The 21,360-nt window shown below is 68.7% G+C and carries 23 protein-coding genes and 2 tRNA genes; 12 read left to right on the forward strand and 13 right to left on the reverse strand.

All coding sequences use genetic code 11. The features are described from left to right. Nucleotides 1-139: 139 nt before the first annotated feature. The 8 genes from EER34_RS11350 to EER34_RS11380 form a co-directional block, all read right to left on the reverse strand. Nucleotides 140-688: a hypothetical protein gene (locus tag EER34_RS11350; protein WP_240642291.1), complete on the reverse strand. Its 549-nt coding sequence runs from the start codon at nucleotides 686-688 to the stop codon at nucleotides 140-142. A 334-nt stretch (nucleotides 689-1,022) separates the two neighbouring features. Next, nucleotides 1,023-1,907 carry a hypothetical protein gene (locus EER34_RS11355; RefSeq protein ID WP_127474896.1) on the reverse strand — a complete coding sequence of 295 codons (885 nt, stop codon included), beginning with the start codon at nucleotides 1,905-1,907 and terminating at the stop codon, nucleotides 1,023-1,025. A 496-nt stretch (nucleotides 1,908-2,403) separates the two neighbouring features. After that, the gene (locus tag EER34_RS11365) at nucleotides 2,404-2,619 is read right to left on the reverse strand and encodes a hypothetical protein (RefSeq protein ID WP_127474900.1); all 216 of its coding nucleotides are present in this window, start codon (nucleotides 2,617-2,619) and stop codon (nucleotides 2,404-2,406) included. A gap of 104 nt (nucleotides 2,620-2,723) precedes the next feature. Beyond that, nucleotides 2,724-2,894 carry a hypothetical protein gene (locus EER34_RS17505; protein ID WP_164743542.1) on the reverse strand — a complete coding sequence of 57 codons (171 nt, stop codon included), beginning with the start codon at nucleotides 2,892-2,894 and terminating at the stop codon, nucleotides 2,724-2,726. Between the two features lie 209 nt (nucleotides 2,895-3,103). Then, a complete protein-coding gene (locus tag EER34_RS11370; protein WP_127474902.1) occupies nucleotides 3,104-3,829 on the reverse strand; it encodes a Type 1 glutamine amidotransferase-like domain-containing protein in 726 nt (241 codons plus the stop codon). After that, on the reverse strand, nucleotides 3,826-3,951 hold the full coding sequence (locus EER34_RS17850) for a hypothetical protein (RefSeq protein WP_276317249.1): 126 nt from the start codon (nucleotides 3,949-3,951) through the stop codon (nucleotides 3,826-3,828). The genes EER34_RS11370 and EER34_RS17850 overlap by 4 nt, the downstream gene beginning before the upstream one ends. A 411-nt stretch (nucleotides 3,952-4,362) precedes the next feature. Further along, nucleotides 4,363-5,337, reverse strand: coding sequence for a hypothetical protein (locus EER34_RS11375; protein WP_127474904.1), 975 nt, complete (start codon nucleotides 5,335-5,337; stop codon nucleotides 4,363-4,365). A 1-nt stretch (nucleotide 5,338) separates the two neighbouring features. Then, entirely contained in the window at nucleotides 5,339-5,680 is a 342-nt protein-coding gene (locus EER34_RS11380) for a PadR family transcriptional regulator (RefSeq protein ID WP_127474906.1), read from the reverse strand. Nucleotides 5,681-5,823: 143 nt separating this feature from the next. Here EER34_RS11380 and recO point away from each other — a divergent pair, with 143 nt between their 5' ends. The 5 genes from recO (at nucleotide 5,824) to EER34_RS11405 (ending at nucleotide 9,834) form a co-directional block, all read left to right on the forward strand. After that, a complete protein-coding gene (recO, locus tag EER34_RS11385) occupies nucleotides 5,824-6,564 on the forward strand; it encodes a DNA repair protein RecO (protein ID WP_127474908.1) in 741 nt (246 codons plus the stop codon). Beyond that, nucleotides 6,561-7,373: an isoprenyl transferase gene (locus tag EER34_RS11390; RefSeq protein WP_127474910.1), complete on the forward strand. Its 813-nt coding sequence runs from the start codon at nucleotides 6,561-6,563 to the stop codon at nucleotides 7,371-7,373. The genes recO and EER34_RS11390 overlap by 4 nt, the downstream gene beginning before the upstream one ends. A 97-nt stretch (nucleotides 7,374-7,470) precedes the next feature. Then, nucleotides 7,471-8,130 (forward strand): hypothetical protein, encoded by a 660-nt coding sequence (locus EER34_RS17510; RefSeq protein ID WP_164743543.1) that lies wholly within the window; start codon nucleotides 7,471-7,473, stop codon nucleotides 8,128-8,130. Beyond that, entirely contained in the window at nucleotides 8,130-9,107 is a 978-nt protein-coding gene (locus EER34_RS11400) for a hypothetical protein (RefSeq protein ID WP_127474912.1), read from the forward strand. Before EER34_RS17510 ends, EER34_RS11400 begins: the two co-directional genes overlap by 1 nt. Nucleotides 9,108-9,153: 46 nt before the next feature. Continuing rightward, on the forward strand, nucleotides 9,154-9,834 hold the full coding sequence (locus EER34_RS11405) for a DsbA family oxidoreductase (protein ID WP_127474914.1): 681 nt from the start codon (nucleotides 9,154-9,156) through the stop codon (nucleotides 9,832-9,834). A 60-nt stretch (nucleotides 9,835-9,894) separates the two neighbouring features. Here the strand turns inward: EER34_RS11405 and EER34_RS11410 are convergent, their stop codons facing one another. Then, nucleotides 9,895-10,398: a glutathione peroxidase gene (locus tag EER34_RS11410; RefSeq protein ID WP_127474916.1), complete on the reverse strand. Its 504-nt coding sequence runs from the start codon at nucleotides 10,396-10,398 to the stop codon at nucleotides 9,895-9,897. A gap of 52 nt (nucleotides 10,399-10,450) precedes the next feature. On the opposite strand from EER34_RS11410, the gene dusB reads away from it, so the two are divergent. The 5 genes from dusB (at nucleotide 10,451) to EER34_RS11435 (ending at nucleotide 15,782) form a co-directional block, all read left to right on the forward strand. Continuing rightward, entirely contained in the window at nucleotides 10,451-11,626 is a 1,176-nt protein-coding gene (gene dusB / locus EER34_RS11415) for a tRNA dihydrouridine synthase DusB (RefSeq protein ID WP_240642296.1), read from the forward strand. After that, the gene (locus EER34_RS11420; RefSeq protein WP_127474920.1) at nucleotides 11,616-12,956 is read left to right on the forward strand and encodes a deoxyguanosinetriphosphate triphosphohydrolase; all 1,341 of its coding nucleotides are present in this window, start codon (nucleotides 11,616-11,618) and stop codon (nucleotides 12,954-12,956) included. The genes dusB and EER34_RS11420 overlap by 11 nt, the downstream gene beginning before the upstream one ends. Continuing rightward, nucleotides 12,956-14,809: a DNA primase gene (gene dnaG / locus EER34_RS11425; RefSeq protein WP_127474922.1), complete on the forward strand. Its 1,854-nt coding sequence runs from the start codon at nucleotides 12,956-12,958 to the stop codon at nucleotides 14,807-14,809. The genes EER34_RS11420 and dnaG overlap by 1 nt, the downstream gene beginning before the upstream one ends. A 48-nt stretch (nucleotides 14,810-14,857) precedes the next feature. Further along, nucleotides 14,858-15,646 carry an ATP-binding cassette domain-containing protein gene (locus tag EER34_RS11430; RefSeq protein ID WP_127474924.1) on the forward strand — a complete coding sequence of 263 codons (789 nt, stop codon included), beginning with the start codon at nucleotides 14,858-14,860 and terminating at the stop codon, nucleotides 15,644-15,646. 63 nt (nucleotides 15,647-15,709) lie between these two features. Next, nucleotides 15,710-15,782 (forward strand) — tRNA-Asn (locus EER34_RS11435). 64 nt (nucleotides 15,783-15,846) lie between these two features. Here EER34_RS11435 and def read toward each other — a convergent pair. Next, entirely contained in the window at nucleotides 15,847-16,413 is a 567-nt protein-coding gene (def, locus tag EER34_RS11440) for a peptide deformylase (protein WP_127474926.1), read from the reverse strand. 42 nt (nucleotides 16,414-16,455) lie between these two features. Here def and EER34_RS11445 point away from each other — a divergent pair, with 42 nt between their 5' ends. Next, nucleotides 16,456-17,541 (forward strand): DMT family transporter, encoded by a 1,086-nt coding sequence (locus tag EER34_RS11445; RefSeq protein WP_127474928.1) that lies wholly within the window; start codon nucleotides 16,456-16,458, stop codon nucleotides 17,539-17,541. Here EER34_RS11445 and EER34_RS11450 read toward each other — a convergent pair whose 3' ends face one another. From EER34_RS11450 to EER34_RS11460, 3 genes are all read right to left on the reverse strand, one after another. Next, nucleotides 17,542-17,835, reverse strand: a complete 294-nt coding sequence (locus EER34_RS11450; RefSeq protein WP_127474931.1) for a hypothetical protein — start codon at nucleotides 17,833-17,835, stop codon at nucleotides 17,542-17,544. Between the two features lie 358 nt (nucleotides 17,836-18,193). After that, a tRNA-Ile gene (locus tag EER34_RS11455) sits at nucleotides 18,194-18,270 on the reverse strand. 30 nt (nucleotides 18,271-18,300) lie between these two features. Beyond that, nucleotides 18,301-20,307, reverse strand: coding sequence for a DUF262 domain-containing protein (locus tag EER34_RS11460; RefSeq protein WP_127474932.1), 2,007 nt, complete (start codon nucleotides 20,305-20,307; stop codon nucleotides 18,301-18,303). A gap of 264 nt (nucleotides 20,308-20,571) precedes the next feature. Here EER34_RS11460 and EER34_RS11465 point away from each other — a divergent pair, with 264 nt between their 5' ends. After that, nucleotides 20,572-21,345 carry a hypothetical protein gene (locus tag EER34_RS11465; protein ID WP_127474935.1) on the forward strand — a complete coding sequence of 258 codons (774 nt, stop codon included), beginning with the start codon at nucleotides 20,572-20,574 and terminating at the stop codon, nucleotides 21,343-21,345. The last annotated feature ends 15 nt before the right edge of the window (nucleotides 21,346-21,360 follow it).

Below are 21,360 nucleotides of genomic sequence, written 5' to 3' on the forward strand. Positions count from 1 at the left end.
GGTGCCGGCTGTTGGACGCGACGGTGAGCGAGCCACCGGCTCCTGTGTCGGCGGAGAGCACCTGGTCGGCCGAGCTCTCAGCCAGCGTCGAGCGTTGAAGCGACCCCGGTCGTGACCGACCGCACGTCGTGCGGTCTAATCAGCCACCGGGCCCGACCGGGTCGATCGGTGCACCGTCTCCGTTCTCGGGTAGGTCCCCGCGCTCGACCGGTTCGGCAGGAGTCTCAGGAAGGTCGGAGAAGAGCAGTTCGAGTTCAGCGTGGGTCGGAACGTGCACCGTTGTCGCGGCAGCCAGAAGATCCGCGGGCGGGGCAGCGTTCATCCCGGTCACCCGGATCGATGCACCGTCCCGAACTGCGACATACTCGTGGATGCTGCTCCCTGATCGGTGCCAGACTCCATCCTCCTGGCTGCACTTGACCACGTCGTCGGGTGCCTCCCACAGCGGGGTCTCGACGCAGGACGCTGCCGTCAGTACGTCACGGACCGTGCGGATGGTCAGCATGGCGCCGGTGCTGCCGTTGAACCAGGTGGCCGACATCCCGTCAGTGCCACTGCGCCCAACAGACTGCGGTGCCAGATCGTAGCCGTCAACCTCGGTCGTGTACACGAGTTCTGGCGCGATCCCCACGGCGTTTGCGAGCTCGGCGATCGAGTCCGAATCTGCGGCATCCGTGCCGGCGGCCACCGATGCGCATCCACCGAGAGACACGGCGGCGAGGACGACGACGGCGCTCCAGGCCGCCGATGTGACCGCGTGGAGGGGACGTGTTCGAGGCATGAGAGCATCCTTCCTCACGCGGGCTGCTGCCGGCATCCGCAACACACGGCTCCGCTGCGTCGTTGTCTGACCGGGAAGGATTCCTCCCGGAGGTACGGTTGCGATGCCGACGGCCGATGTGCGAGTCGATCGCGACCGTCGCGTCGCCAGGCCGACCGTGGCGCGCCGGTGGCTCCAGGACGACCGGTTCGCTGTTCGAGGTCGAGCCGTCTGACGATGTGTGCCCGGCACCGGGGCGCTGTCAGCCGTCCTCGCCTTGATCGGCGACCTCGGGCATGACGACGATTGCCGCTTGGGATGTGACAGCGAAACTCATCGCAGGGCATCCATCGAGGACAGTGACCGTCTGCACCAGGTAGGGGTCGGATGTCGTGCCTGAGCCCGAATCGACCAACACCGGCACCCGCCCGTCCGACATCTCGCATGCCTCGAGGCGCAGCGCTTTCCAGAGCGTCTTCGACTCGCTGGTGTCGATCTTCACCATCACCGCCTGCGTGGGGGATGCGGTCGGCTCAGCCTCCTCAGCAGGACCGCTGATCGTGAGCTGGAATACGGCGACAGCGAGGACGGTGAAGCAGACTCCTGCCAGCACCGGCCATTTGATGTCGTAGATCGCCTGTCTCGTGACGCTGAATCCTGCCTTTTCAAGGATCACGTCCTCTGCGCGCCGCAGCGTCTTCAGGTTGTCCTCGGCCTGTTCGGCGCAGGTGATCAGTTCGGCACGTTCTGCCGTCGATGCCGACAGCGCCGCGTCGTAGCGGAAGCCGATGGCCGCGTTTCGATAGGCAGCGAATCGGAGGAGGAACTCCTCATAGGTATTGATGTCGCCGGGATACGAGACTTCCGCGGTGGCGTCGAGTTGCGCAATCACATCTGCCGGTACATCGTCGAGGCTCATCGGACGCGGTACAAGGGCCTTCAGCAGGGTCCAGATGATGTAGGCCACGCCCGCAGCCCCCGCGACTGCCGAGACGATGTAGATGAAGACCCGCGCTGGTTGCCACTGCGCAATGTCGAGTGTGGTGGATGCCAGCACCGGTCCCGCACCGAAGGCCACCGCAGCCGCAGCGCCGATTGCAGTGGCAAGCCACTTGATCGTGTCGCGCGAGTCCTTCGTCGCGGTCACCCATCTGGTCGCCCGGTCCGGATCAGGCGTCGGGGGTGGAGGAGGCGTTGGGTTAGGTGCCGGCGGCTGTGGGTTGGGAACAGGGGGCGGGGGTGGCGGAGGAGGAGGAGGAGGCGTCTGGTCCGAACGGAGAGTCACTGGTATGTGCCAGTCCGAGAGCCGAGCGCTTTGTAGGACTTAGGCAGCTTCACTCCAGCGGGAATCCACATCGACCCCGACCAGATCCACCACTTGCCGTCAGAGCCCCGCTTGCGATCACCGGGTTTCGTGCCCTCCCCAGCAGGCGGATTCGACATCAGTACCTCCGATTCCCCACAACATTGAAGGTCTCACTCGCGTTGGTGGAAACGTACAGCGCAGCTGGGTGCTTGCATAGGGCTACCGGCGGCACACGACATCGGTCGGATCCGGGCGGCTGGTCGCGTGTCATCCGGGTGGACGACTACGACGGCTTCATCAGCGCCGCGATGCCAGCCGGCCCTCGGGCGAACGCGGTTCAGTCCGATTCGTCGTTCGCTCTCGCCTCGATCCAGTCGACGTCCTCGTCCGAGAGCACGAGGCCATCGGGTCCCGACTCACCGACCTCGTGCGCTGAGCCTGCGACCGCCGCGATCTTGTTCAGCACGTCGGGGACTACGGCCTCCCCATTGTGAGCAATGAGCCATGCTCGCGCATCCGGGTCCAGCTTCGGCCACCACTCGATGATCTCCACGAGGCCACCTTGACACCGATTGGTGCCGGCCGGAATCCGGTTACGCAGGGGGCAACGGCGGGATCCGCGATGTGGGCGAGTGTGACTGCGGGCGAGGGCCGTCGTCAGTTCTGCGCGAGTCGAAGGGCCCGGCTGGTGAAGTACGCGACCGCTCCTTCGGCGTCTTCGACGCCGAAGACCCACTTGCCGGACGGGGTCGCGCTGACATCGATGACCGTGCCGCGAGCCTGTGGGGTGAAGACGTCGTCACCGGGCCTGAAGAAGATGTCCGTCATACGGCGATGGTATGTGGGCGAGATCTGGTCCGCCTCCCTCCTGAGGTGGATGTGCCGCGTTCCTCGACCTGGGCCGCACTCGCTGTCGTCGCCCGCCGGCGTTCGAACGCAACACACCACCCGAGCTGCGCCTCCACTTCTCACCGGTCGGGCGGTGCAGTTCGTGGGTCGACGGAGACCGCGTTGGCGTCAGGGACTTCGGGGCGCCCTCACGTGCCGATGGTGGAGACCAGCACGCCTCCCTCGGCCGGCAGCACCCGCCAGACGCTGCCCTTGCCTTCGACCCGGAGCCCGCCATCGCTCACGATCAGGGCTGTTCGCTCGTCGATGCCGAGCCCGCCCGCGACCAGCCCGGACTCGACGGCGGCGACCAGTCGGGACAGCATGCCGCGCTCGGCAACGTGCACCTCGATGGCAACGTCGACGAGGCCAATGCCGGGCTCGATCTCCAGTTCGTCGCCCGCTTCGTCGGGATCCTCAGGTGAGACGACCACGCCGCCGATGCGCGAGCCGCCTCCGAGCGAGCCCTCCGCCGCGATCATCGCGCCGGCCGAGACGCCGAGGTAGGGCACTCCGCCGGCGACCAGCCGGCGCAACTCGCCGAACACTGGCTCGAGCCCGGCGCGCACGTCCTCGACGACGCCTCCTCCCACCGCGATGCCGTCCACGTCGCCGAGCGCGCCGAGCTCGATCGGCTCGCCGCGCCGCCCCGCAGTCAGGTGCAGCTCGATCGCGGGTCCGGTTGCGGCCTCGGCCAGAAGCTCGCCAAGCGCCGCCGCCTTCTCCTCGGCCTCGGGGTGCAGTGAGATCACGGCGACCCGTGGCCGCGCGCGGCCGGCATGGCCCGCTCGCAGGGCCGCTTCGGCGACGAACGGCGCGTAGAGCGGGGCATCCGCACTAGTGGTCGCGCCGCCGCCGATGAGGTGCACGCTCATGCGACATCTTCCCCAGCTGCGACGGCACGCGATTGTGCCGCCTCGCCGGACTGGTCCCAAGTGAGGATCTCGCGGGTGATTCCGTCGACGCCGGTGCCCGCGTCGTTCGCATCGAAGGTCATCCGAGGAGCCTACGCGGTTGGAACCTTTGCCGTGCCCGCACCGGTTCCCAGAGTCGGTGCTTACGTGTAGAGGCCGCCGCGGTCCAGCCGAGCTGCGCGATTCACGGCGCGGGTTCGATGTCGCGGGTTGATCGTAAGCGGCAGTCAGCGGCCCTCGAATCTAGGCCTGCCGCGGACCTCAGCCGTCTCTGCTCGGACCGCGCACACGCCGGTCGTCGACCGGGGCGTGTGCGGCGACACATGTGGCGATGGTGCTAAGACTCGTCAGCATCCTGACGCCAGGCGCGCACCATCTCGGCGCCGATCTGGACATCGTGCTCGTGCGAATTCGCTGCATCCCGAAGCGACTGGCCCGATGGGCCCCGCCGGCAATGTTCCGGAGGGTCCGTCCAGTGCCCAGCGCGGTCGATGTCAAACGAGGCTGGGTGTTCTTCGGGACGTCGATCGGCTGCGGCGATAGGCGATGACCGCGTCGGTCGCTATGCATGCGGCGAGTGTGGCGAGGATGAGTCTGGCCGTGGTGTCCGTAGCTGGTGAGACGAACACCGGCCCGGCGAGCGACCACCACAGCAGGAGGGTGGCCCCTGCCAGGGACAGCACTGCTCGAGCACGCAGCGTGGACACGGTCCATCGTCCTGCGATGAGTACGAGCACATACAGGACGAGTTCCGCCGCCCAGTACGGGATTATCCACGGCGCGCGCCATTGCAGGAACTCGGGGTCGAGCGCGAGGGCTTGGATCGCGGGTTCGGGGAGCCAGTGTGCCCACGACGCGAGCCAGGGGAGGGCGATGACAATGGTGGCGCCGACCGTCGCGGCCGCGATTGCGGCGATCGTGCCGGGGCGACTGATCAAGTCGCGGTCGATCGTGCGCGGCGGGGCAGGCGCCCAGGCCGTCTGCCTGGATTCGCGGCGGTGATCGACCAGCGCTCCGATGAGGGTGTAGGTGATCACCACGCCGGGCCACCAGAGGGCCCCGATTCCCGGGCCGAGCCACCAGACGGTGAGGCGACCCCACCAGGTGTCGGCTCCGTAGTCCCAGCCGGTGACCGGGATGACACCCAGCATGATGGCCGGCAGAGTGATCGCCCAGATCAGGCCGACGCCACCGAGTGCGATCCAGGTGAATCGGGGGGCGTCGGACGGGCGGATGATCGTGAAGCCGGCCGGTCGGTAGCGGTCGGCCACGTCCTGGGGTGCGCCGAAAGCTGTGAGCAGTTCCATGGCGAGCGCGGAATCGGCGGGGCGACCGGCATCCGCTGCTCGACCGCCGAGCTCGTCGTCGAGCAGCGAGCGCAGCTCAGAGGCGACGTCGGCGCGCTGACGCCTGGGCAGGTGCCGCACGACGTCGGCAACGTAGCTGTCGATGATGGCGTTGGGATCCACTTCAGTCCTCCTCGGTCAGGAGCCGGTTCATCACCGACGCCAACGACCCCCATGCGGAGGTCAGGTCTTGGTACACGCCGGTGCCGAGCGCGCTGAGCTGGTAGTAGCGGCGGGGCGGCCCGTCATCCGCCTGCCATTGCGAAGCGAGCAGTCCCTGGCTCTCCAGCCGGCGCAGCAGCGGATAGAGGGTTCCTTCCTCGATGGGCATCCCGCGCTGGGCGAGTGCCTGTCGCAGGGAGTAGCCGTACTGCGGGGCACGCAGCTGGGAGAGCACGGCTAGCACGAGGGCACCCTTGCGGAGGTCCTGCTCGAGCCGACCGAGCTGTGTCGGGCTATTTACCATGCCGCGTACACTACATAGCGCAACACAGTAACCGCAAGCCCCACGGCGAGGAAGCGTGTGATCGGTTCCGGACCGTTGAAACTCGGCCGATTCGCGCGCGAGGCGCGAGCCCACGCGGGGGAGGGGGCATCCATAATTGACGAGTGCCCACCTACCGCGATGAAGTCGTGGTCCTGCGCACCCACAAGCTGGGTGAAGCCGACAGGATCGTGACCATGCTCAGCCGCCGCCATGGCAAGCTGCGCGCGGTCGCGAAGGGCGTCCGCCGTACGTCGTCGCGCTTCGGCGCCAGACTCGAACCCTTCATGGTCGCCGACGTGCAGCTCTACCAGGGCCGCTCCCTCGACATCGTGCAGCAGGCCGAGTCGCTCGGCTCATACGGCGCCGACATCGCCGCACACTACGACCGGTACACGTCGGCGCACGCCATGGTCGAGACGGCCGACCGCCTCAACGAGGCCGAAGCGACACCGCAGCAGTACCTTCTCCTCGTCGGTGGCCTGCGCGCCCTTTCGCGGGGAGAGCATGCGTCCCGCAGCGTGCTCGACTCCTACCTCCTTCGCGCCATGGCGCTGTCCGGGTGGGCGCCCGGGCTGGCCGAGTGCGCCCGGTGCGGGGCATCCGGCCCCCACGACACCTTCGTGGCACAGCTGGGCGGCATGGTCTGCCGCGACTGCGCACCCACCGGCGCCGCTCGCGTCCATTCCGAGACGGCTGCACTGCTCGAGTCGCTCATGTCCGGCGAGTGGGACCGAGTGGATGCCGCGTCCGCCGCCTCCTGTGCGGCGGCGTCAGGCCTCATCGCTGCGTACGCGCAGTGGCACCTGGAGCGGGGCATCCGCTCGCTGTCGCACGTCGCGAGCGGCCCGGGATCCGACCGATGACGCCGAAGCCGTTCACCCATCGCGACGCCGTGCCCTATCGCCCGGTCGACTGGACCGGGATCCATCCGCCGGCGTTTCCTGCAGGGTCGGTGCCTGCGCACGTCGCGATCGTCATGGACGGCAACGGCCGCTGGGCCAATCGGCAGGGGCTCACCCGCGTCGAGGGGCACAAAGCCGGCGAGGCCGCGCTGCTCGACGTGGTCGCCGGGGCGATCCAGGCCGGCGTGAAGCACCTGTCGGTCTATGCGTTCTCCACCGAGAACTGGTCGCGCTCTCCCGACGAGGTGCGCTTCCTCATGGGGTTCAACCGCGACGTGCTGCACCGGCGTCGCGACCAGCTCAACGAGTGGGGCGTGCGTGTTCGCTGGGCGGGCCGCAAGCCGAGACTGTGGGGGAGCGTCATCAAGGAGCTCCAGTACGCCGAGCGTCTGACGGCCGGCAACGACACGCTCACCCTCACGATGTGCGTCAACTACGGCGGACGGGTGGAGCTGGTCGACGCGATGCGATCGATCGGCGACGACATCGCCGCAGGACGACTGCGGCCTTCGGCGGTGACCGAGAAGCTCATCCAGAAGCGGCTCTACCAGCCGGACATGCCCGACGTCGACCTGTTCGTCCGCTCGAGCGGCGAGCAGCGCACGTCGAACTTCCTCCTGTGGGAGTCCGCATACGCGGAGTTCGTCTTCCTCGACACGCTGTGGCCCGACTTCTCACGCACAGACCTGTGGCGGGCCATCGGGCTCTACCTCGACCGTGACCGCCGCTTCGGCGGCGCGGTGGACACCCCCGACGCGCTCGCACCGTAGGCACTGTCACGGATGCTCCGCCAGGCGTATCCTGCGAGCGTCACCGTGCTCTTCTCTGATGAGCGCCGCAACTCCGCGGCCGGTCCGGAGGTGTGCCATGTCGAATCCACTGCGAACGCACGCGGCCGTCGCCGCGGGCGCGATCCTCTCGGTCGTCCTGCTCTTCGCCGGCTGCGCGGCACCCGTCGCGCAGGAAGGCCAGGGCGAGTCGAGCACCGCGCCGGCCGACGAAGCCGATGACGATGACGGCGGCCAGAGCGACGACGACGCTGACCAGGGCGACGACGGGGGCGATACCGACGGCGGTGAGGACCCCGAACAGGATCTCGTCCGCACCGGGCCCGTCGCGGAGTACGGCGGCCCGGCATACGGCGATCAGGGCGAAGCGGAGATCAACGACGACGGAACCTGGTGCAAGACGATCGCCGTGTTCTGGGGCGGCAGCGAAGCGGTGCCGGAGGGGGTGCGCTTCACCTTCGACGAGGCGGTGCCCGACCGTGCCGGTCTGGACGTCGAAGGCGGGGTGTGCGGCACGCGCAGCGCCGACCGGTCCTGTCTCGGGATGACCGTCGAGGCCAACGAGTCCGGGATCTTCTGCAGCGTCGTCGTGATCCCCGGACCGGAGTTCGCCGACGGGACCACCATCTCCTTCACCGGCACCCTGGAGTGCCCCACCGTGGAGATCTGCGACTCCGTCGTCGCCCGTGACGTCGAGCCGGGGCCGCCTCTGGTCGTGAACACGCCCGAGGGCGCGTGATGGCGCGTCTCGGTCCCCGCATCCGCGAGAAGCCCGTCGAGCCGCCTCCCGATACCTCCGCCGCCGCACCTGCCGCGCCGGAGCCCGGCCTCGGGTTCGAGAAGTGGATGGGTTTCCTCTCGTCCTTCGTCGCGCCCCTCACCCTCGTGACGGCGCTCCTCTTCTACTTCGGCTACGTCTCGACGCGCGAGTTCTTCCGGTACTTCGGCATCGACGTCGACATCATCGGACTGAGCTCGCAGGAGTTCGTGATGCGCAGCCCGGGTGCGCTGTTCATCCCGGTCATGGTGCTCCTGCTCCTCGCGGCGGGGTTCATCGTGGGGCACCGGGTCCTGCGCCGCTGGCTCGCGACGCAGCCGGTCCGAACGCAGCGCCGTGTGATCGGCGTGGTCGCATGGGTCGGCATCGGCTTCCTGCTCGCGGGGCTCCTGCTCGCGTTTCTGATCCCTGTGCTGGGGGGCTGGGCCTACGCACAGCTGCTCGCCCCGCTGTCGCTGGCGATCGGCGCCGGCCTCGCCGCGTATGCTGCGTCCACGGTGCGCGCCCTCGGCGGCACCGGGATCGGGCGCAGCGTTGTCGTACTGCTCGTGCTCGTGATGGTCGCGGGCACCTTCTGGTCGACGGCGACGATCGCCCAGTGGTGGGGGCTGGGCCAGGCCCGCGCGCTCGCCTCCGACCTGACCACTCTCCCCGCCGTCGTCCTCGACACGCAGGAACGGCTGTACCCGGGCAACGACGACATCACCTTCCGCCGGCTCGGGGACGCGGCATCCGATCCCGCCGAGGGAGAAGCACCTCCTTCGCCGACGTACGGCTACCGATACTTCGGGTTGCGACTGCTGGCGCAGGGCGGAGGGCGGCTGTACCTGGTGCCGGATCAGTGGTCGCCGGATGCCTCGACCCTGGTCGTGCCGTACGACGACGTCCGGGTGAGGTTCCGGTTCGTCCCCGACGAGAACCCGCCGACCGACGGATGACGCATCCGCCGGAATAGATCCGCGGCCCGGGGCGGTTGACCTCAGCATGACGGACGCCATCAAGATCGACGTATGGAGCGACATCGCCTGCCCGTGGTGCTACATCGGCAAGCGGAATCTCGAGAAGGGGCTGGCTGCGGCATCCGCTGACGACGACGCCCCTGCCGTAGAGGTCGTGTTCCACTCGTTCGAGCTCTCGCCCGATACGCCCGTCGACTTCGACGGCGGCGAGGCGGACTATCTGGCGACCCACAAGGGAGTCTCGTCCGCACAGGCGCAGCAGATGCTCGAGCGCGTGACCGGCGTCGCCGCCGATGCGGGGCTGGAGTACCGATTCGACCTGCTCAAGCACACCAACACCGTCAAGGCGCACGAGCTCCTCCATTACGCGAAGGAGCAGGGTCGCCAGCACGAGCTCGCCGAGCGGCTCATGTCGGCGTACTTCACCGAGGGGCGCCACCTGGGTCAGGAGGACGAGCTCGTCTCCCTCGCCGCCGACGCCGGCCTCGACGCCGACGCCGCCCGCGAAGCCCTTCGGACCGGCCGCTACCTCGACGCGGTGCGCGCCGATCAGGCGCAGGCCTCCGCCTACGGCATCAACGGCGTCCCGTTCTTCGTGATCGACGGCAAGTACGGCGTCTCCGGCGCCCAGCCCGCGGAGGCGTTCGCCGACATCGTCCGGCAGGTGTGGGCCGAGCACCGCGAGGACGCCCCGGTGGGCGCCTGACCCCACACAGACGAAGAGACCCGTCGCGGACTGCGGCGGGTCTCTCGTGCGTGCGATGGATCAGCGGGGGAGATTCTCCTCGATGACCTCGACGATCGCCGGGTCGTCGGGCTTGGTGTTCGGGCGGAAGCGGTGCACCTCGCCGGTGGGCGTGAGCACGAACTTCTCGAAGTTCCACTGGATGCGGCCGCCCTTGCCCTCGACGTCGTCCGCCTCCTTGAGCGCCTTGTAGAGGGGAGCCGCCTTGCCGCCGTTGACCTTCACCTTGTCGAACACGGGGAACGAGACGCCCCACGTCATCGAGCAGTACTCGAGGATCTCGTCGATGGATCCGGGCTCCTGGCCCATGAACTGGTTGCACGGGAACCCGAGAACCGTGAAGCCCCGGTCGGCGTACGCGCGCTGAAGCTGCTCGAGCTGTTCGTACTGCGGAGTGAGGCCGCACTTGGATGCGACGTTGACGACGAGGACCACTTGATCGCTGTAGTCGGCGAGCGTCGCGGTACCGCCGTCGGCTGTCTGGAAGGGGATGCTGCGAAGGTCGGTCGCGGTAGCCTCGGTCATTCACCCAGGCTAAGCCCTCGGGTTCAGCGAAGGGTCGGATTCCTCTGGGAGAATGGACGACGTGACCACTGCCCTCGCACCCTCGCGCGCGCTGCGCATCGGGCCCATCGAACTCGATGCGCCCGTTGTCCTCGCGCCCATGGCGGGGATCACCAACACGGCCTTCCGTCGCCTCTGCCGCGAGTACGGCGCCGGTCTCTACGTGAGCGAGATGATCACGTCTCGCGCCCTCGTCGAGCGCAACGCGACGACGATGCGCCTCATCACGCACCACGAGTCCGAGAAGCCCCGTTCGATCCAGCTGTACGGCGTCGACCCTGCGACCGTGGAGGGGGCCGTCCGCGTCCTCGTCGAGGAGGACCGCGCCGATCACATCGATCTGAACTTCGGATGCCCCGTCCCCAAGGTCACGCGCAAGGGCGGCGGTGCCGCACTGCCCTGGAAGATCGAGCTCTTCCGCGAGATCGTCACACGCGCCGCCGGGGCCGCCGGAGACATCCCGCTCACCATCAAGATGCGCAAGGGCATCGACACCGACCACCTCACGTACCTCGACGCCGGTCGCATCGCCGAGGACGCCGGCGTCGCCGCGGTCGCCCTTCACGCGCGTACGGCGGCGGAGTTCTACTCCGGCCAGGCCGATTGGTCCGCGATCGCGAAGCTCAAGGAGGTCGTCACGAGCGTTCCCGTCCTCGGCAACGGCGACATCTGGTCCGCGGAGGACGCGCTTCGGATGATGACGGAGACGGGCTGCGACGGTGTGGTGGTAGGCCGCGGATGCCTTGGCCGCCCGTGGCTGTTCGGCGACCTCGCCCGTGCACTCGGCGGGCCGGGCGCGGCATCGGGTGCACCCGTCGACGCGACCCTCGCGTTCGTCGCCCAGGCGTTCCGCCGCCACGCCGAGCTGCTCGTGGAGTTCTTCGAAGACGAGGGCCGCGGCTGCCGCGACATCCGCAAGCACGTCGCCTGGTACTTCAAGGGCTACCCGGTCGGCGGCGACACCCGTGCGAAGCTGGCCACCGTGTCGAGCATCGCCGAGATCGACGAGCTCCTCGCCACGCTCGAGCTCGATGCGCCGTACCCCGGCGCCGCAGCCGAGGGTCAGCGGGGGCGCGCGGGAACCCCGAAGCGCCCCGCCCTGCCTGACGGCTGGCTCGATTCACGCGATCTCGGAGCCGAGGCATCCTGCGCCCTCGCCGAAGCGGAACTCGACCACAGTGGCGGCTGACGGCGCCGTCGCGGTGGGATTCGCGTCGGAGCGGCCGTCGGGCTATGACGACGCGGATGCCGCGCGCTTCCACGCGGAGCGGCACCGCTCGCAGCGCGACGACTTCGCCCGCGATCGCGCCCGGGTCCTGCACTCCGCAGCGCTGCGTCGCCTGGCGGCCAAGACGCAGGTGCTGAGCCCTGCGAGTCCGGCGGACTTCGCCCGCAACAGGCTCACGCACTCGCTCGAAGTCGCACAGGTGGGCCGTGAACTCGCCACCGCGCTGCGCCTCGCGCCCGACGTGGTCGACACGGCGTGCCTCAGCCACGACCTCGGACACCCGCCGTTCGGGCACAACGGCGAGCGGGCGATGAACGAATGGGCCGAAGACATCGGCGGGTTCGAGGGCAACGCGCAGACCCTTCGCATCATCAGCCGCCTCGAGCCCAAAGTCGTCGACGACGACGGCCGCAGCTACGGGCTGAACCTCACCCGCGCCAGTCTTGACGCGACCTGCAAGTACCCCTGGACGGCGGATCATCCGCTTCCCGACCCGGGCGGCCGCCTGAAGTACGGCGTCTATCCGGACGACGAAGCGGTGTTCCGCTGGATGCGCGAGGGCGCCCCCGGACGCGTCCGCTGCATCGAGGCGGAGGTCATGGACCTCTCCGACGACATCGCCTATTCGGTGCACGACTTCGAGGACGCCGTCGTCAACGGCTACCTCGATCCGGCGCGCCTCGCCGACGTCTCCGAGCATGCCGCGCTGCTGACCGCCATCCAGTCGTGGGTCGGCTTCGACTTCGCGCGCGACGAGCTCGAGGATGCCCTCTACCGCCTCATGCGGATGCCGGAATGGATCGCCTCGTTCGACGGAACCCGCGCGTCGCTCGCCCGGCTGAAGAACCTCACCTCCGACCTCATCGGCCGGTTCGCGCGCGCCGCGACCACGGCCACCCGAGAGGCGTACGGGATGTCGGCGCTCACCCGGTATCGTGCGCACGTGGTCGTTCCGCGAGTCGTCGAAGCCGAGATGGCGGTGCTGAAGGGGATCATCGGCGCGGTCGTGGTGTCGATCGAAGGCCGCAAAGACCTCTACAAGGAGCAGCGACGCGTGCTGAAGCGGCTCGCGACGGCGCTGTGGGAGAGCCCCCACGAGCTGGACGCGCTCCACGCCGAGGACTTCGCCGCCGCAGGCGCGTCCGCCGCGCAGCGACGGGTCATCGTCGACCAGGTCGCTAGTCTCACCGACCAGGCCGCGATCTCGTGGCACCGTCGCCTCGTCGGAGATCTGGATCCGGCATCCCTCGGTGTGTGGTCGCCGGGCGCGCGCTCGCCCGAGGGCCGCTGATGGCGGGTCGCATCCGCCAGGCCGACGTCGAAGAGGTCAAGGCCCGCACGAACATCGCCGACATCATCGGCGAGCGCGTCGCCCTCAAGAACGCCGGCGTCGGGGCCATGAAGGGCCTCTGCCCGTTCCATGACGAGCGCAGCCCCAGCTTCAACGTTCGCCCTCAGGCCGGCTTCTACCACTGCTTCGGGTGCGGCGAGTCGGGGGACGTCTACTCGTTCCTCACGAAGATGGACCACGTCTCGTTCAGCGAGGCCGTCGAGAAGCTGGCCGGACGGATCGGCTTCACCCTGCACTACGAAGACGGGGGAGCGGCGCCCGAACACACCGGACGGACGCGACTGTTCGCTGCGAACGCCGCTGCTGCGGAATTCTTCCGCGGACAGCTGCAGACGGGCGAGGCCGACACCGCCCGCAGGTTCCTCGGTGAGCGAGGGTTCGACGCCGGCGCCGCCGCACACTTCGGGGTCGGCTACGCGCCCAAGGGGTGGTCGGGCATGCACGCGGCGCTCAAGGCGCAGGGGTTCACCGACGAGGAGCTCACCACCTCCGGGCTCGTCTCGCAGGGCCAGCGCGGCGTCTACGACCGGTTCCGAGGTCGCGTGGTGTGGCCGATACGCGACGTCACCGGCCAGGTCATCGGCTTCGGCGCGCGACGCCTGTACGACGACGACAAAGGCCCCAAGTACCTCAATACGCCCGAGACCACGATCTACAAGAAGGCCCAGGTGCTCTACGGGCTGGACCTCGCCAAGCGCGACATCTCCCGCGAGCACCGCGTGGTGGTCGTCGAGGGGTACACCGACGTGATGGCGTGCCACCTCGCCGGGATCACGACCGCGATCGCGACCTGCGGCACCGCCTTCGGCTCCGACCACATCACGGTGCTGCGTCGGGTGATGGGCGACGACTCGACGGCCGGCGAGGTAGTGTTCACGTTCGATCCGGATGCCGCGGGCCAGAAGGCGGCGCTGCGCGCCTTCGCCGACGCCAAGAGGTTCAATGCCCAGACGTACGTCGCGACCGGGCCGGAGGGACTGGATCCCTGCGACCTGCGCCTCCAGCGCGGCGACGGTGCCGTACGCGGTCTGATGGACGCGAAGGTGCCCATGGTCGAGTTCGTCCTCGATCAGCGGATCGCCGGATTCGATCTCGCCAGCGTGGAGGGCCGCGTGGGGGCGCTGCGGGCCTCCGCGCCGGTCGTCGCCGACCTCCGCGACGCCCTGCTGCAGCCCGAGTACATCCGGGTGCTCGCCCGCCGGCTCGGCATGGACACCGAGGACGTGCGACGTGAGGTGGAGCGCGCCGGCCGCGCCGCCGGAGGCAAGCGCGAGAGCACTCCGACCGCGCCCGCCGTGGAGGAAGGTCCCGGCGAGCCGCTCATGCGGGTGAGCGTCGCGTCGCTCCCGCGCACGGCCGATACGGCGCTCGAGCGGGACGCCGTGATGGGTCTGCTCCAATTCGGTCACCGGATGGATGCCGCGCTCGTCGCGCGCGCGCTCGACGTGCCGTTCCGGCTTCCCGCCCTCGAAGCGGTCCGGGTCGCGGTGCAGGGCAAGGACATGCAGCGGCCGGGCTGGGCCGTCGACGCCATCGGCGCCGTGCGCGAGCCGTATCGGTCCCTCGCCGCCGAGCTGCTCGCGTCGGACTTCCCCGCCCTCGGCGACGCGGCCGCGGTCTCGTCCGCGTCGGACCTGGCTCGGCGCCTCGTGATCCGCGAGCTCGACGCGCGGAAGAACGAGCTGCTCGGCGCGATCCAGCGCGTTCCCCCGGCTTCGGAGGAGGGACGCGCGATACGGCTGCGCCTGAGGGAACTCGACGCCGAGCGGCAACGGCTCACGGCCGACACATGACCCGGATCGCTGCTGGCGCGTGCGCCCCCGGCACGGCAGGATGAGGGCATGCCTCGACGAAGAGCCGCCGATGTCGCCATACGCTCCGTAGATCTCTCGGTCGCGCGTGCCGGCCGAGGCGGCCCCGCACAGCGCGTCGTCGACGGCGTCTCGTTCACGTTGCCCCACGGCGCGACGCTCGCGGTGATGGGGCCGACCGGCTCGGGAAAGTCGAGCCTCGCCGCCGTGCTCGCGGGCGCCGACGAGAGTGGACTCGCCGTGGTCGGGGGCGACGCGATCGTCGAGGGCATCGGAGTGCGGCATCCCGGACGCGCACACCGCCTCCTCACCTATCTGACCGGCTACCTCCCGCAGTCGGCGGGCGCGAACCTCCCGGCCCGTCTCACCGTGGCCGACGTGATCGCCGAGCCGATCACGAGCCGCGACCGGCGGGTGAATCAGCGTGCTCTGCAGATCCGCGTCGCAACGCTCCTCGACGAGATGATGCTGCCGCTGGGCACCGCGGCGAAGTATCCGTACGAACTGAGCGCCGGCATGCGCCAGCGCGTGGCGTTCGCCCGCGCGCTCGTCCTCGAGCCGAAGGTGCTCATCGCCGACGAGCCGTTCTCGAACATGGACATCGAAGTCCGCAAGGCCGCCCGCGACGCGATCATCCGCCGTCGCCGGGAGTACGGGATGTCGGCTCTCGTGGTGACCAACCAGGCGGACGTCGTGCGCGAGCTCGACGCCGACGTGCTGGTGCTCCGCGGCGGACACGCGATCGCGTACGGTCACGGCACGAACGACCTGCTGTGGACGCCGAGCGGGGAAGCGGACCGTCGGCTGGTGGCGTCCTGACGTCACGAGCACACCTCAGCGTTTGCTAATATGGTGTGGTTGCCTGCGCGAGCGGGACAGCATTCCTCCATAGCTCAATTGGCAGAGCAATCGGCTGTTAACCGATAGGTTCTTGGTTCGAGTCCAAGTGGGGGAGCGAACGGCCCCGGGCTCCACCCCGGGGCCGTTCTTCGTTCTTCCGGGCAGAGCCAGGGGTGTGGTCAGGCGTCGATGTCGTCGACGCCGGGCGTCCAGGCGTGGCCCGGCCGGCCCCAGCCCCGCTTTCGCGCGATCTTCTGCGCCGTCTTCCAGTCGGTGTCGGAGAGACGGTCGACGTAGAGGATGCCGTCGAGGTGGTCGAACTCGTGCTGCATGATGCGCGCACGCCATCCGTCGACCTCGATGCGCACCGGGGCCCCGTCGAGGTCGATCCCCGTCACCAGGACCTCTTCCGACCGTCGAAGGGGGAACCGCTCGCCGGGGAATGACAGGCAGCCCTCCGCCTCTTCGTCGGGGTCGGGATCGCCGGGCTCGAGCGGGCGCATCCAGAGCTCCGGGTTGATGATGACGCCGCGCCACGGGACGCCGTCGTCGTCGCTGTAGGAGTAGGTGTAGATCCGGAGCGGGACGCCGACCTGCGGGCCGGCGAGACCGACGCCCGGCGCGGCATCCATCGTCTCGAACATGTCCGCCACCAGCGTGCGGATCTCGTCCGTGATCTCTTCGACGACGCCGGCGGGGGCGTGGAGGACAGGGTCACCCATGATGCGAATCGGCAGAACGGCCACGCCTTGAGCCTACCGAGCGACGGCGGCGGCTAGTGTCGTCATGTGGTGTGGACGGCGAACGAGCTTCAGGATGTGGGCGACACCCTCGTCGGCGTGTTCCAAGATCCACGCATCCTCATCGGCATCCCGCTGGCTCTGCTCGGCGCCGTGTTCATGTCATTCGGCGCGCAGTACCAGCACCGCGGCGTGACCAAGGTCGAGAAGCTGAGCGGCTCGACGGCGACAGGCGGCCTGAGCGGCGGCCAGCTGTGGCGCCTGCTTCGCCGGCCGTCCTGGGTCGTCGGCACCGTCATGCTGGGCCTTGCCATCGTCTGCCAGCTCGCCGCCCTGTCGTTCGCGCCCCTCATCGTCGTCCAGCCGCTCGGCGCGATCGCCCTCGTCATCACGACCCTGCTCAACGCCCAGATCAGCGGTCACAAGCCGACGCGGCGCTCGCTGATCGCGATCGCGGCCTGCGTCGGCGGCATCTTCGTCTTCGTCACCATCGCGGCGCTGTACGCGACCGACGCGCCGGTGTCGAACCAGCAGCTGATCACGATCCTGATCCTCCTCGGCGTGGTCACCATCGTCTTCGGCGGGCTGTGGCTCTGGAGGCGCCACAAGATGGGCGCGCTGTTCTACATCACGGCCGCCGGGGTGATCTACGGCTTCGTGGCGACCCTCGCGAAGGTCGTCATCACGCGCTGGCAGAATGACGACTTCTTCAACGGGCTGACCCTCACGTGCCTCGCCGCCCTCATCGCCAGCGCGATCGTCGGAGCGTACTTCGTCCAGACCGCGTACTCTTCAGGCCCCCCTGATCTGGTGATCGCCGGGCTCACCGTGATCGACCCGATCGTCGCGATCCTGATCGGACTCATCGTCCTCAACGAGGCCGCCGGCGCGCCGCTGTGGGTCTACATCGCGTTCAGCATCGTCGGCGCGATCGCTGTCTGGGGAGTGTTCCAGCTGGCGCGCTACCATCCGCAGGTGCTGAGCGACAGCAAGGGTCTCCCGATCGAACGAGGAAGCTCCGGAGACGGTGAGGTCGCGCATCCCACGACGGGCTCGCTGCGCGTGACCGAAGCCGTTGCGAAGGTGTGGCCAGACCCGCCGGTGAAGGACAAGGGCGACGGCTCAGGTCGCTGATCAGCCCCGCTCGTCGATGCGGATGACGAGGCGACCGTCTTCGATCCGCCCCTTGTCACCGGGGCTCGGGGCCGGGGCGGGCATCTCCACCTGAGCCTCCCAGGCCGCGTGAGCTTCCTCGGCCGAAGGGCGCCAGACGGAATCGAACCCGGAACCGACGCCGGCGAGCGATCCGCCCGCGGTCCCGTCGAGCTGCTTGCGCAGCTGATCGCGCTTGATCCGCGGTGCGAGAACGATCAGCACGACGGTCGTCGCCGTGACTGACGCGACCACCACCCATCCGAACGCGTCCACGGAGAGATTGTCGCACGGCACGCTCCTGCGGAATGGAGGGGGTGTGAGGTGAACGTAGGATCGACTGGGTGCTATAGGATATGTGACTACGAGGAGAGGTGTGGTTTTGGCCCACCCCTCTCCTCTTGCCGGAGGAGGTGGTTCCTCTGGGCCGCGCCCTCCTTCGTGCGCGGCAGATCTGTCTTCGGGAGACCGGGCAGATCGCAGCCCCGTCCGGTGAGTCCAGCAGATCGGAGCCTCGAGCTCCAGGCTCGGGCGGGGCTGCACTTCGCGATCGCCTCGCGAGCGGGGCATGAGCGCCGACGGCGTCTTCGACCCCTCAGATTCCGCGCGATCTCGCGGAATCTGAGGGATCGGATGGTAGGGCGGGTGGGACTTGAACCCACGATCGTCGGGTTATGAGCCCGCTGCCTTGACCAGCTTGGCCACCGCCCCCTGCGCATCGAGCCTAATGCTCGACGGCTGCTACATCACGGCGCCGATGTAGGAGTATTTGACGAAGACCTCGGGGGCGAAACCTGCCTCCTCGAGCACACCCTGTACGGCGTTGAGCATGTAGCTGGAGTCCCAGCCCATGTAGAGCGAGTTCTCGTCGTCCAGCCGGTCCCACTGCCCGTTCCATGACTGCGCGCCGTAGACGGGCCCGCCGCGACGCTCGCTGTAGGCGACGACGGCCGCGCGCGAGTCGGCCCAGAGTCGCTTGAAGACGCGGTTGAAGAGGTACTTGACGTCGGGAACCTCCCAGTGCTCGCCGCGATACTCGACGTAGTCCCACTCGCGCTCCCACCCCCGCGGCCAGCCGCGGTGACGCACGGCGTCGAGGATGGGGGTCAGTCCGTCGTCGTCGATGGGGGCCGTGCCTGGGCGTGTCCAGACCTCGAGGAACCGCTCGGTGAGTCGAGCGGAGCGCGCCGTGATCGCAGCGGTGTTCCAGCCGGGAAGGTCGGCGAGCACGCGCGTCGACGAGACCCCGCTGCGGGCGTACACCGCCTGCTTCTCGGGGAAGGACCGATCGAAGGCGCGTTCGGCGAGCGCGGTCTCGAGCATCGCGAGATTCCCGAGCGTCCTGGCGAGCGCGCGGTGGCTGTTCTGCTCGTCCTCGCTGTATTCGGCCCATTCCCGATGTCCGTCCCCCGTCCAGCTGTCGGCCGGTGTGAGAGGGAAGACGTGGTCCACCTCCAGATCGGCGACGCCGTCCAGCCCGGCGAGGCGCCCCAGCACATAGGCGGCGTGGGGGAGCTCGGAGTACTTCAGAGCGACACGGACCCGCTTGTCGGAGGGGGTGATCCGTGCGATCGCCTGCACGAGGCCGTCAGCGCCCGAAGCCCGAGCGCGGCACAGGCGCGCGACGAGACGACCCGTCCCGATCCCGACGACTGTCCGGCGAAGGAGGAGCGACTGGACCATCTCAAGCGTGTGGACCAGCTCTGCGCGGTCGATCGCGCCCTGCGAGTGATCGCTGTACGCCTGCATGACCAGCGGGTACATCTCGGTGCCGAAGGTGTTGAGGTATCCGAGCTGCCGGCCGAGCTCGGCATCCGGTGCCTGTGACGGGTCGAGCAGGACGCGGTACACCTCCGAGTACTCCCGCCATTGCACCGCGTGAAGGCGCAGATCGTCGATGTCGAGGCGTGGGAACTCGTGACGGAAGGCGTCGTACACTCCGCGGCCGCCGGAGAGCGTGACCTCGCGCCCCGTGGTCAGGACGAGGTACTGCCGCCAGAACGCCGCGATCGATTCGCCGGTGTTCTGCTCGATCGGCAGCCAGTAGTCCCTCTCGATCTCCTGCTGCTCGGCGTGCGACAGACCCATCAGGACGTAATTGTGGATCAGCTCGTGGTCTCGCAGGGGCTCGCCCGTGGAGTTGAGGCTCTCGAAGATCTGCTGAGCGTTGGCTCCCGCGCCCAGGGTGATCGCGACATGCTCGAGCTTCTGCAGACCCCGCCAGATGCGCGGGGCCTCGTCGAGACTGATCTGGCTGCGGAAGAACGCGTAGTTGTCGTCGAACCGGGACTCGCGGTGGTGCTCCTCGTCGCTGCGGCGATCGAGGACGACGCTCTCGAAGACGTCCGCCCAGGCGCGATGAGGCCGCAGCTTCGTGCGGGTGCGATCCGCCGAGAGCACCAGGACGCGCTCGAGTTCCCCGGCGAGCACATCATCGTGTCCTGTGACGGTGTGGTGCAGCGCGGCGACGAGGAGCATCAGCGTCGTGATGCGCTGCTGCCCGTCGATCAGCACGAGTTCGGCGGCGTCGCCATCGGCGCTGAACGATGACAGGACCGAGCCGATGAAGTGCATGTGGCGGTCGTCGAGGTCGCCGACGGCGCGGATGTCGGCGAGCAGCTGCTCGCATCCCCCGATGTCCCAGCGGTACTGCCGCTGGTAGACCGGCACGACGATCGTCCAGTCGGCGGAGGACAGCCAGCCGATGGTGTTGACGGCGGTCGCGTCGACGTTCGTGGCGGTGACCATCGTCTCGCTGGGCTCCTCGGAGGTCTGGACGGGGCGGGCAGCGTCGCGAGCGACGCGATCGAACCACGTCGGGCCGGAACGACGGCATCCCGCACGCGAGTCGCACCGCCCGGCTGACGCCCGGCGCATCAAGTCTATTCGGCGGATCTCGCCGTCTGGATATTCACGGCCGCCGCACTTCGACGCCCACAGGCCCCGATGTAGGCTTGCCTAAGTTGGGCCTGTTAAAACGTGCTGGCCCCCTACGGAAGGGTGATCCACCTCATGGGTTACATCAAATCCGCCGCTCTCGAAGAGACCGGCTTCGTCGTCCTCGACAGCTACAACCAGGAGCTCGACCCCCAGGAGTGGCTCGACATCGAGTACAACGACTGGAAGTCCTCGGGCGACACGCGCTTCGCGCCGCTCGCCAGCGCCTTCGGCGACATCGAGTGCAACGGCTTCTGGAACCACAAGCCGCCGCGCACCGACAAGGACGGCGTCTGGATCGACTCTCAGGTCGAGAAGGCCCCGAACCTCGCGCGTCGCGCGCAGGAGCCGGGCGCGAACGTCGGCCGCTGCCGTGTCATCGAGCTGCAGCCGAACACCTACGCCGACTGCCTCTACAACCTGCACCAGGACGACAACAACCGCCTGAACCCCGACGGCACCGGCTGGGTGGTGCGCGGCTTCTTCAACCTCACGGACGACAAGGACAGCTTCTTCGTCCTCCGCGAGAACCGCACCGACCCGAGCGTGGAGTACCGCATCGCGCTGCCGGCCGGGGCCCAGCTCATCATCGACACCCAGCGTCTGTGGCACGCCGCCGCACACTACGGCGACGAGCCTCGATACTGCCTCATCACGTCGTGGACCTCGGGCCCCGAACTCGACGCGTACATCGAGAAGTACAACGGCAAGCCCACGACCGCGCAGTTCGAGGTCGCCCAGGACGTGCTCGACGCCGGGCAGGTCGAGCAGGCGCGACGTGACGCCGCGCGCGCCGCGTACTACGCCGCCAAGGGCCAGGCCGCGAAGCTGGCGATGAGCGAGGCCTGAGCCTCGGCATCCGCC

This window comes from Microbacterium sulfonylureivorans (assembly GCF_003999995.1).
GTDB classification, from domain to species: Bacteria; Actinomycetota; Actinomycetes; order Actinomycetales; family Microbacteriaceae; genus Microbacterium; species Microbacterium sulfonylureivorans.

Bases quoted from the DNA above. Each gene is read 5' to 3' on its own strand.
- EER34_RS17505 (WP_164743542.1), bottom strand. From the start codon at position 2,894: ATGACGGACATCTTCTTCAGGCCCGGTGACGACGTCTTCACCCCACAG.
- EER34_RS11370 (WP_127474902.1), bottom strand. From the start codon at position 3,829: ATGAGCGTGCACCTCATCGGCGGCGGCGCGACCACTAGTGCGGATGCC.
- EER34_RS17850 (WP_276317249.1), bottom strand. From the start codon at position 3,951: ATGACCTTCGATGCGAACGACGCGGGCACCGGCGTCGACGGAATCACC.
- EER34_RS11380 (WP_127474906.1), bottom strand. From the start codon at position 5,680: ATGGTAAATAGCCCGACACAGCTCGGTCGGCTCGAGCAGGACCTCCGC.
- EER34_RS11390 (WP_127474910.1), top strand. From the start codon at position 6,561: ATGACGCCGAAGCCGTTCACCCATCGCGACGCCGTGCCCTATCGCCCG.
- EER34_RS17510 (WP_164743543.1), top strand. From the start codon at position 7,471: ATGTCGAATCCACTGCGAACGCACGCGGCCGTCGCCGCGGGCGCGATC.
- EER34_RS11400 (WP_127474912.1), top strand. From the start codon at position 8,130: ATGGCGCGTCTCGGTCCCCGCATCCGCGAGAAGCCCGTCGAGCCGCCT.
- EER34_RS11405 (WP_127474914.1), top strand. From the start codon at position 9,154: ATGACGGACGCCATCAAGATCGACGTATGGAGCGACATCGCCTGCCCG.
- EER34_RS11410 (WP_127474916.1), bottom strand. From the start codon at position 10,398: ATGACCGAGGCTACCGCGACCGACCTTCGCAGCATCCCCTTCCAGACA.
- dusB (WP_240642296.1), top strand. From the start codon at position 10,451: ATGGACGACGTGACCACTGCCCTCGCACCCTCGCGCGCGCTGCGCATC.
- dnaG (WP_127474922.1), top strand. From the start codon at position 12,956: ATGGCGGGTCGCATCCGCCAGGCCGACGTCGAAGAGGTCAAGGCCCGC.
- EER34_RS11430 (WP_127474924.1), top strand. From the start codon at position 14,858: ATGCCTCGACGAAGAGCCGCCGATGTCGCCATACGCTCCGTAGATCTC.
- EER34_RS11460 (WP_127474932.1), bottom strand. From the start codon at position 20,307: ATGGTCACCGCCACGAACGTCGACGCGACCGCCGTCAACACCATCGGC.
- EER34_RS11465 (WP_127474935.1), top strand. From the start codon at position 20,572: ATGGGTTACATCAAATCCGCCGCTCTCGAAGAGACCGGCTTCGTCGTC.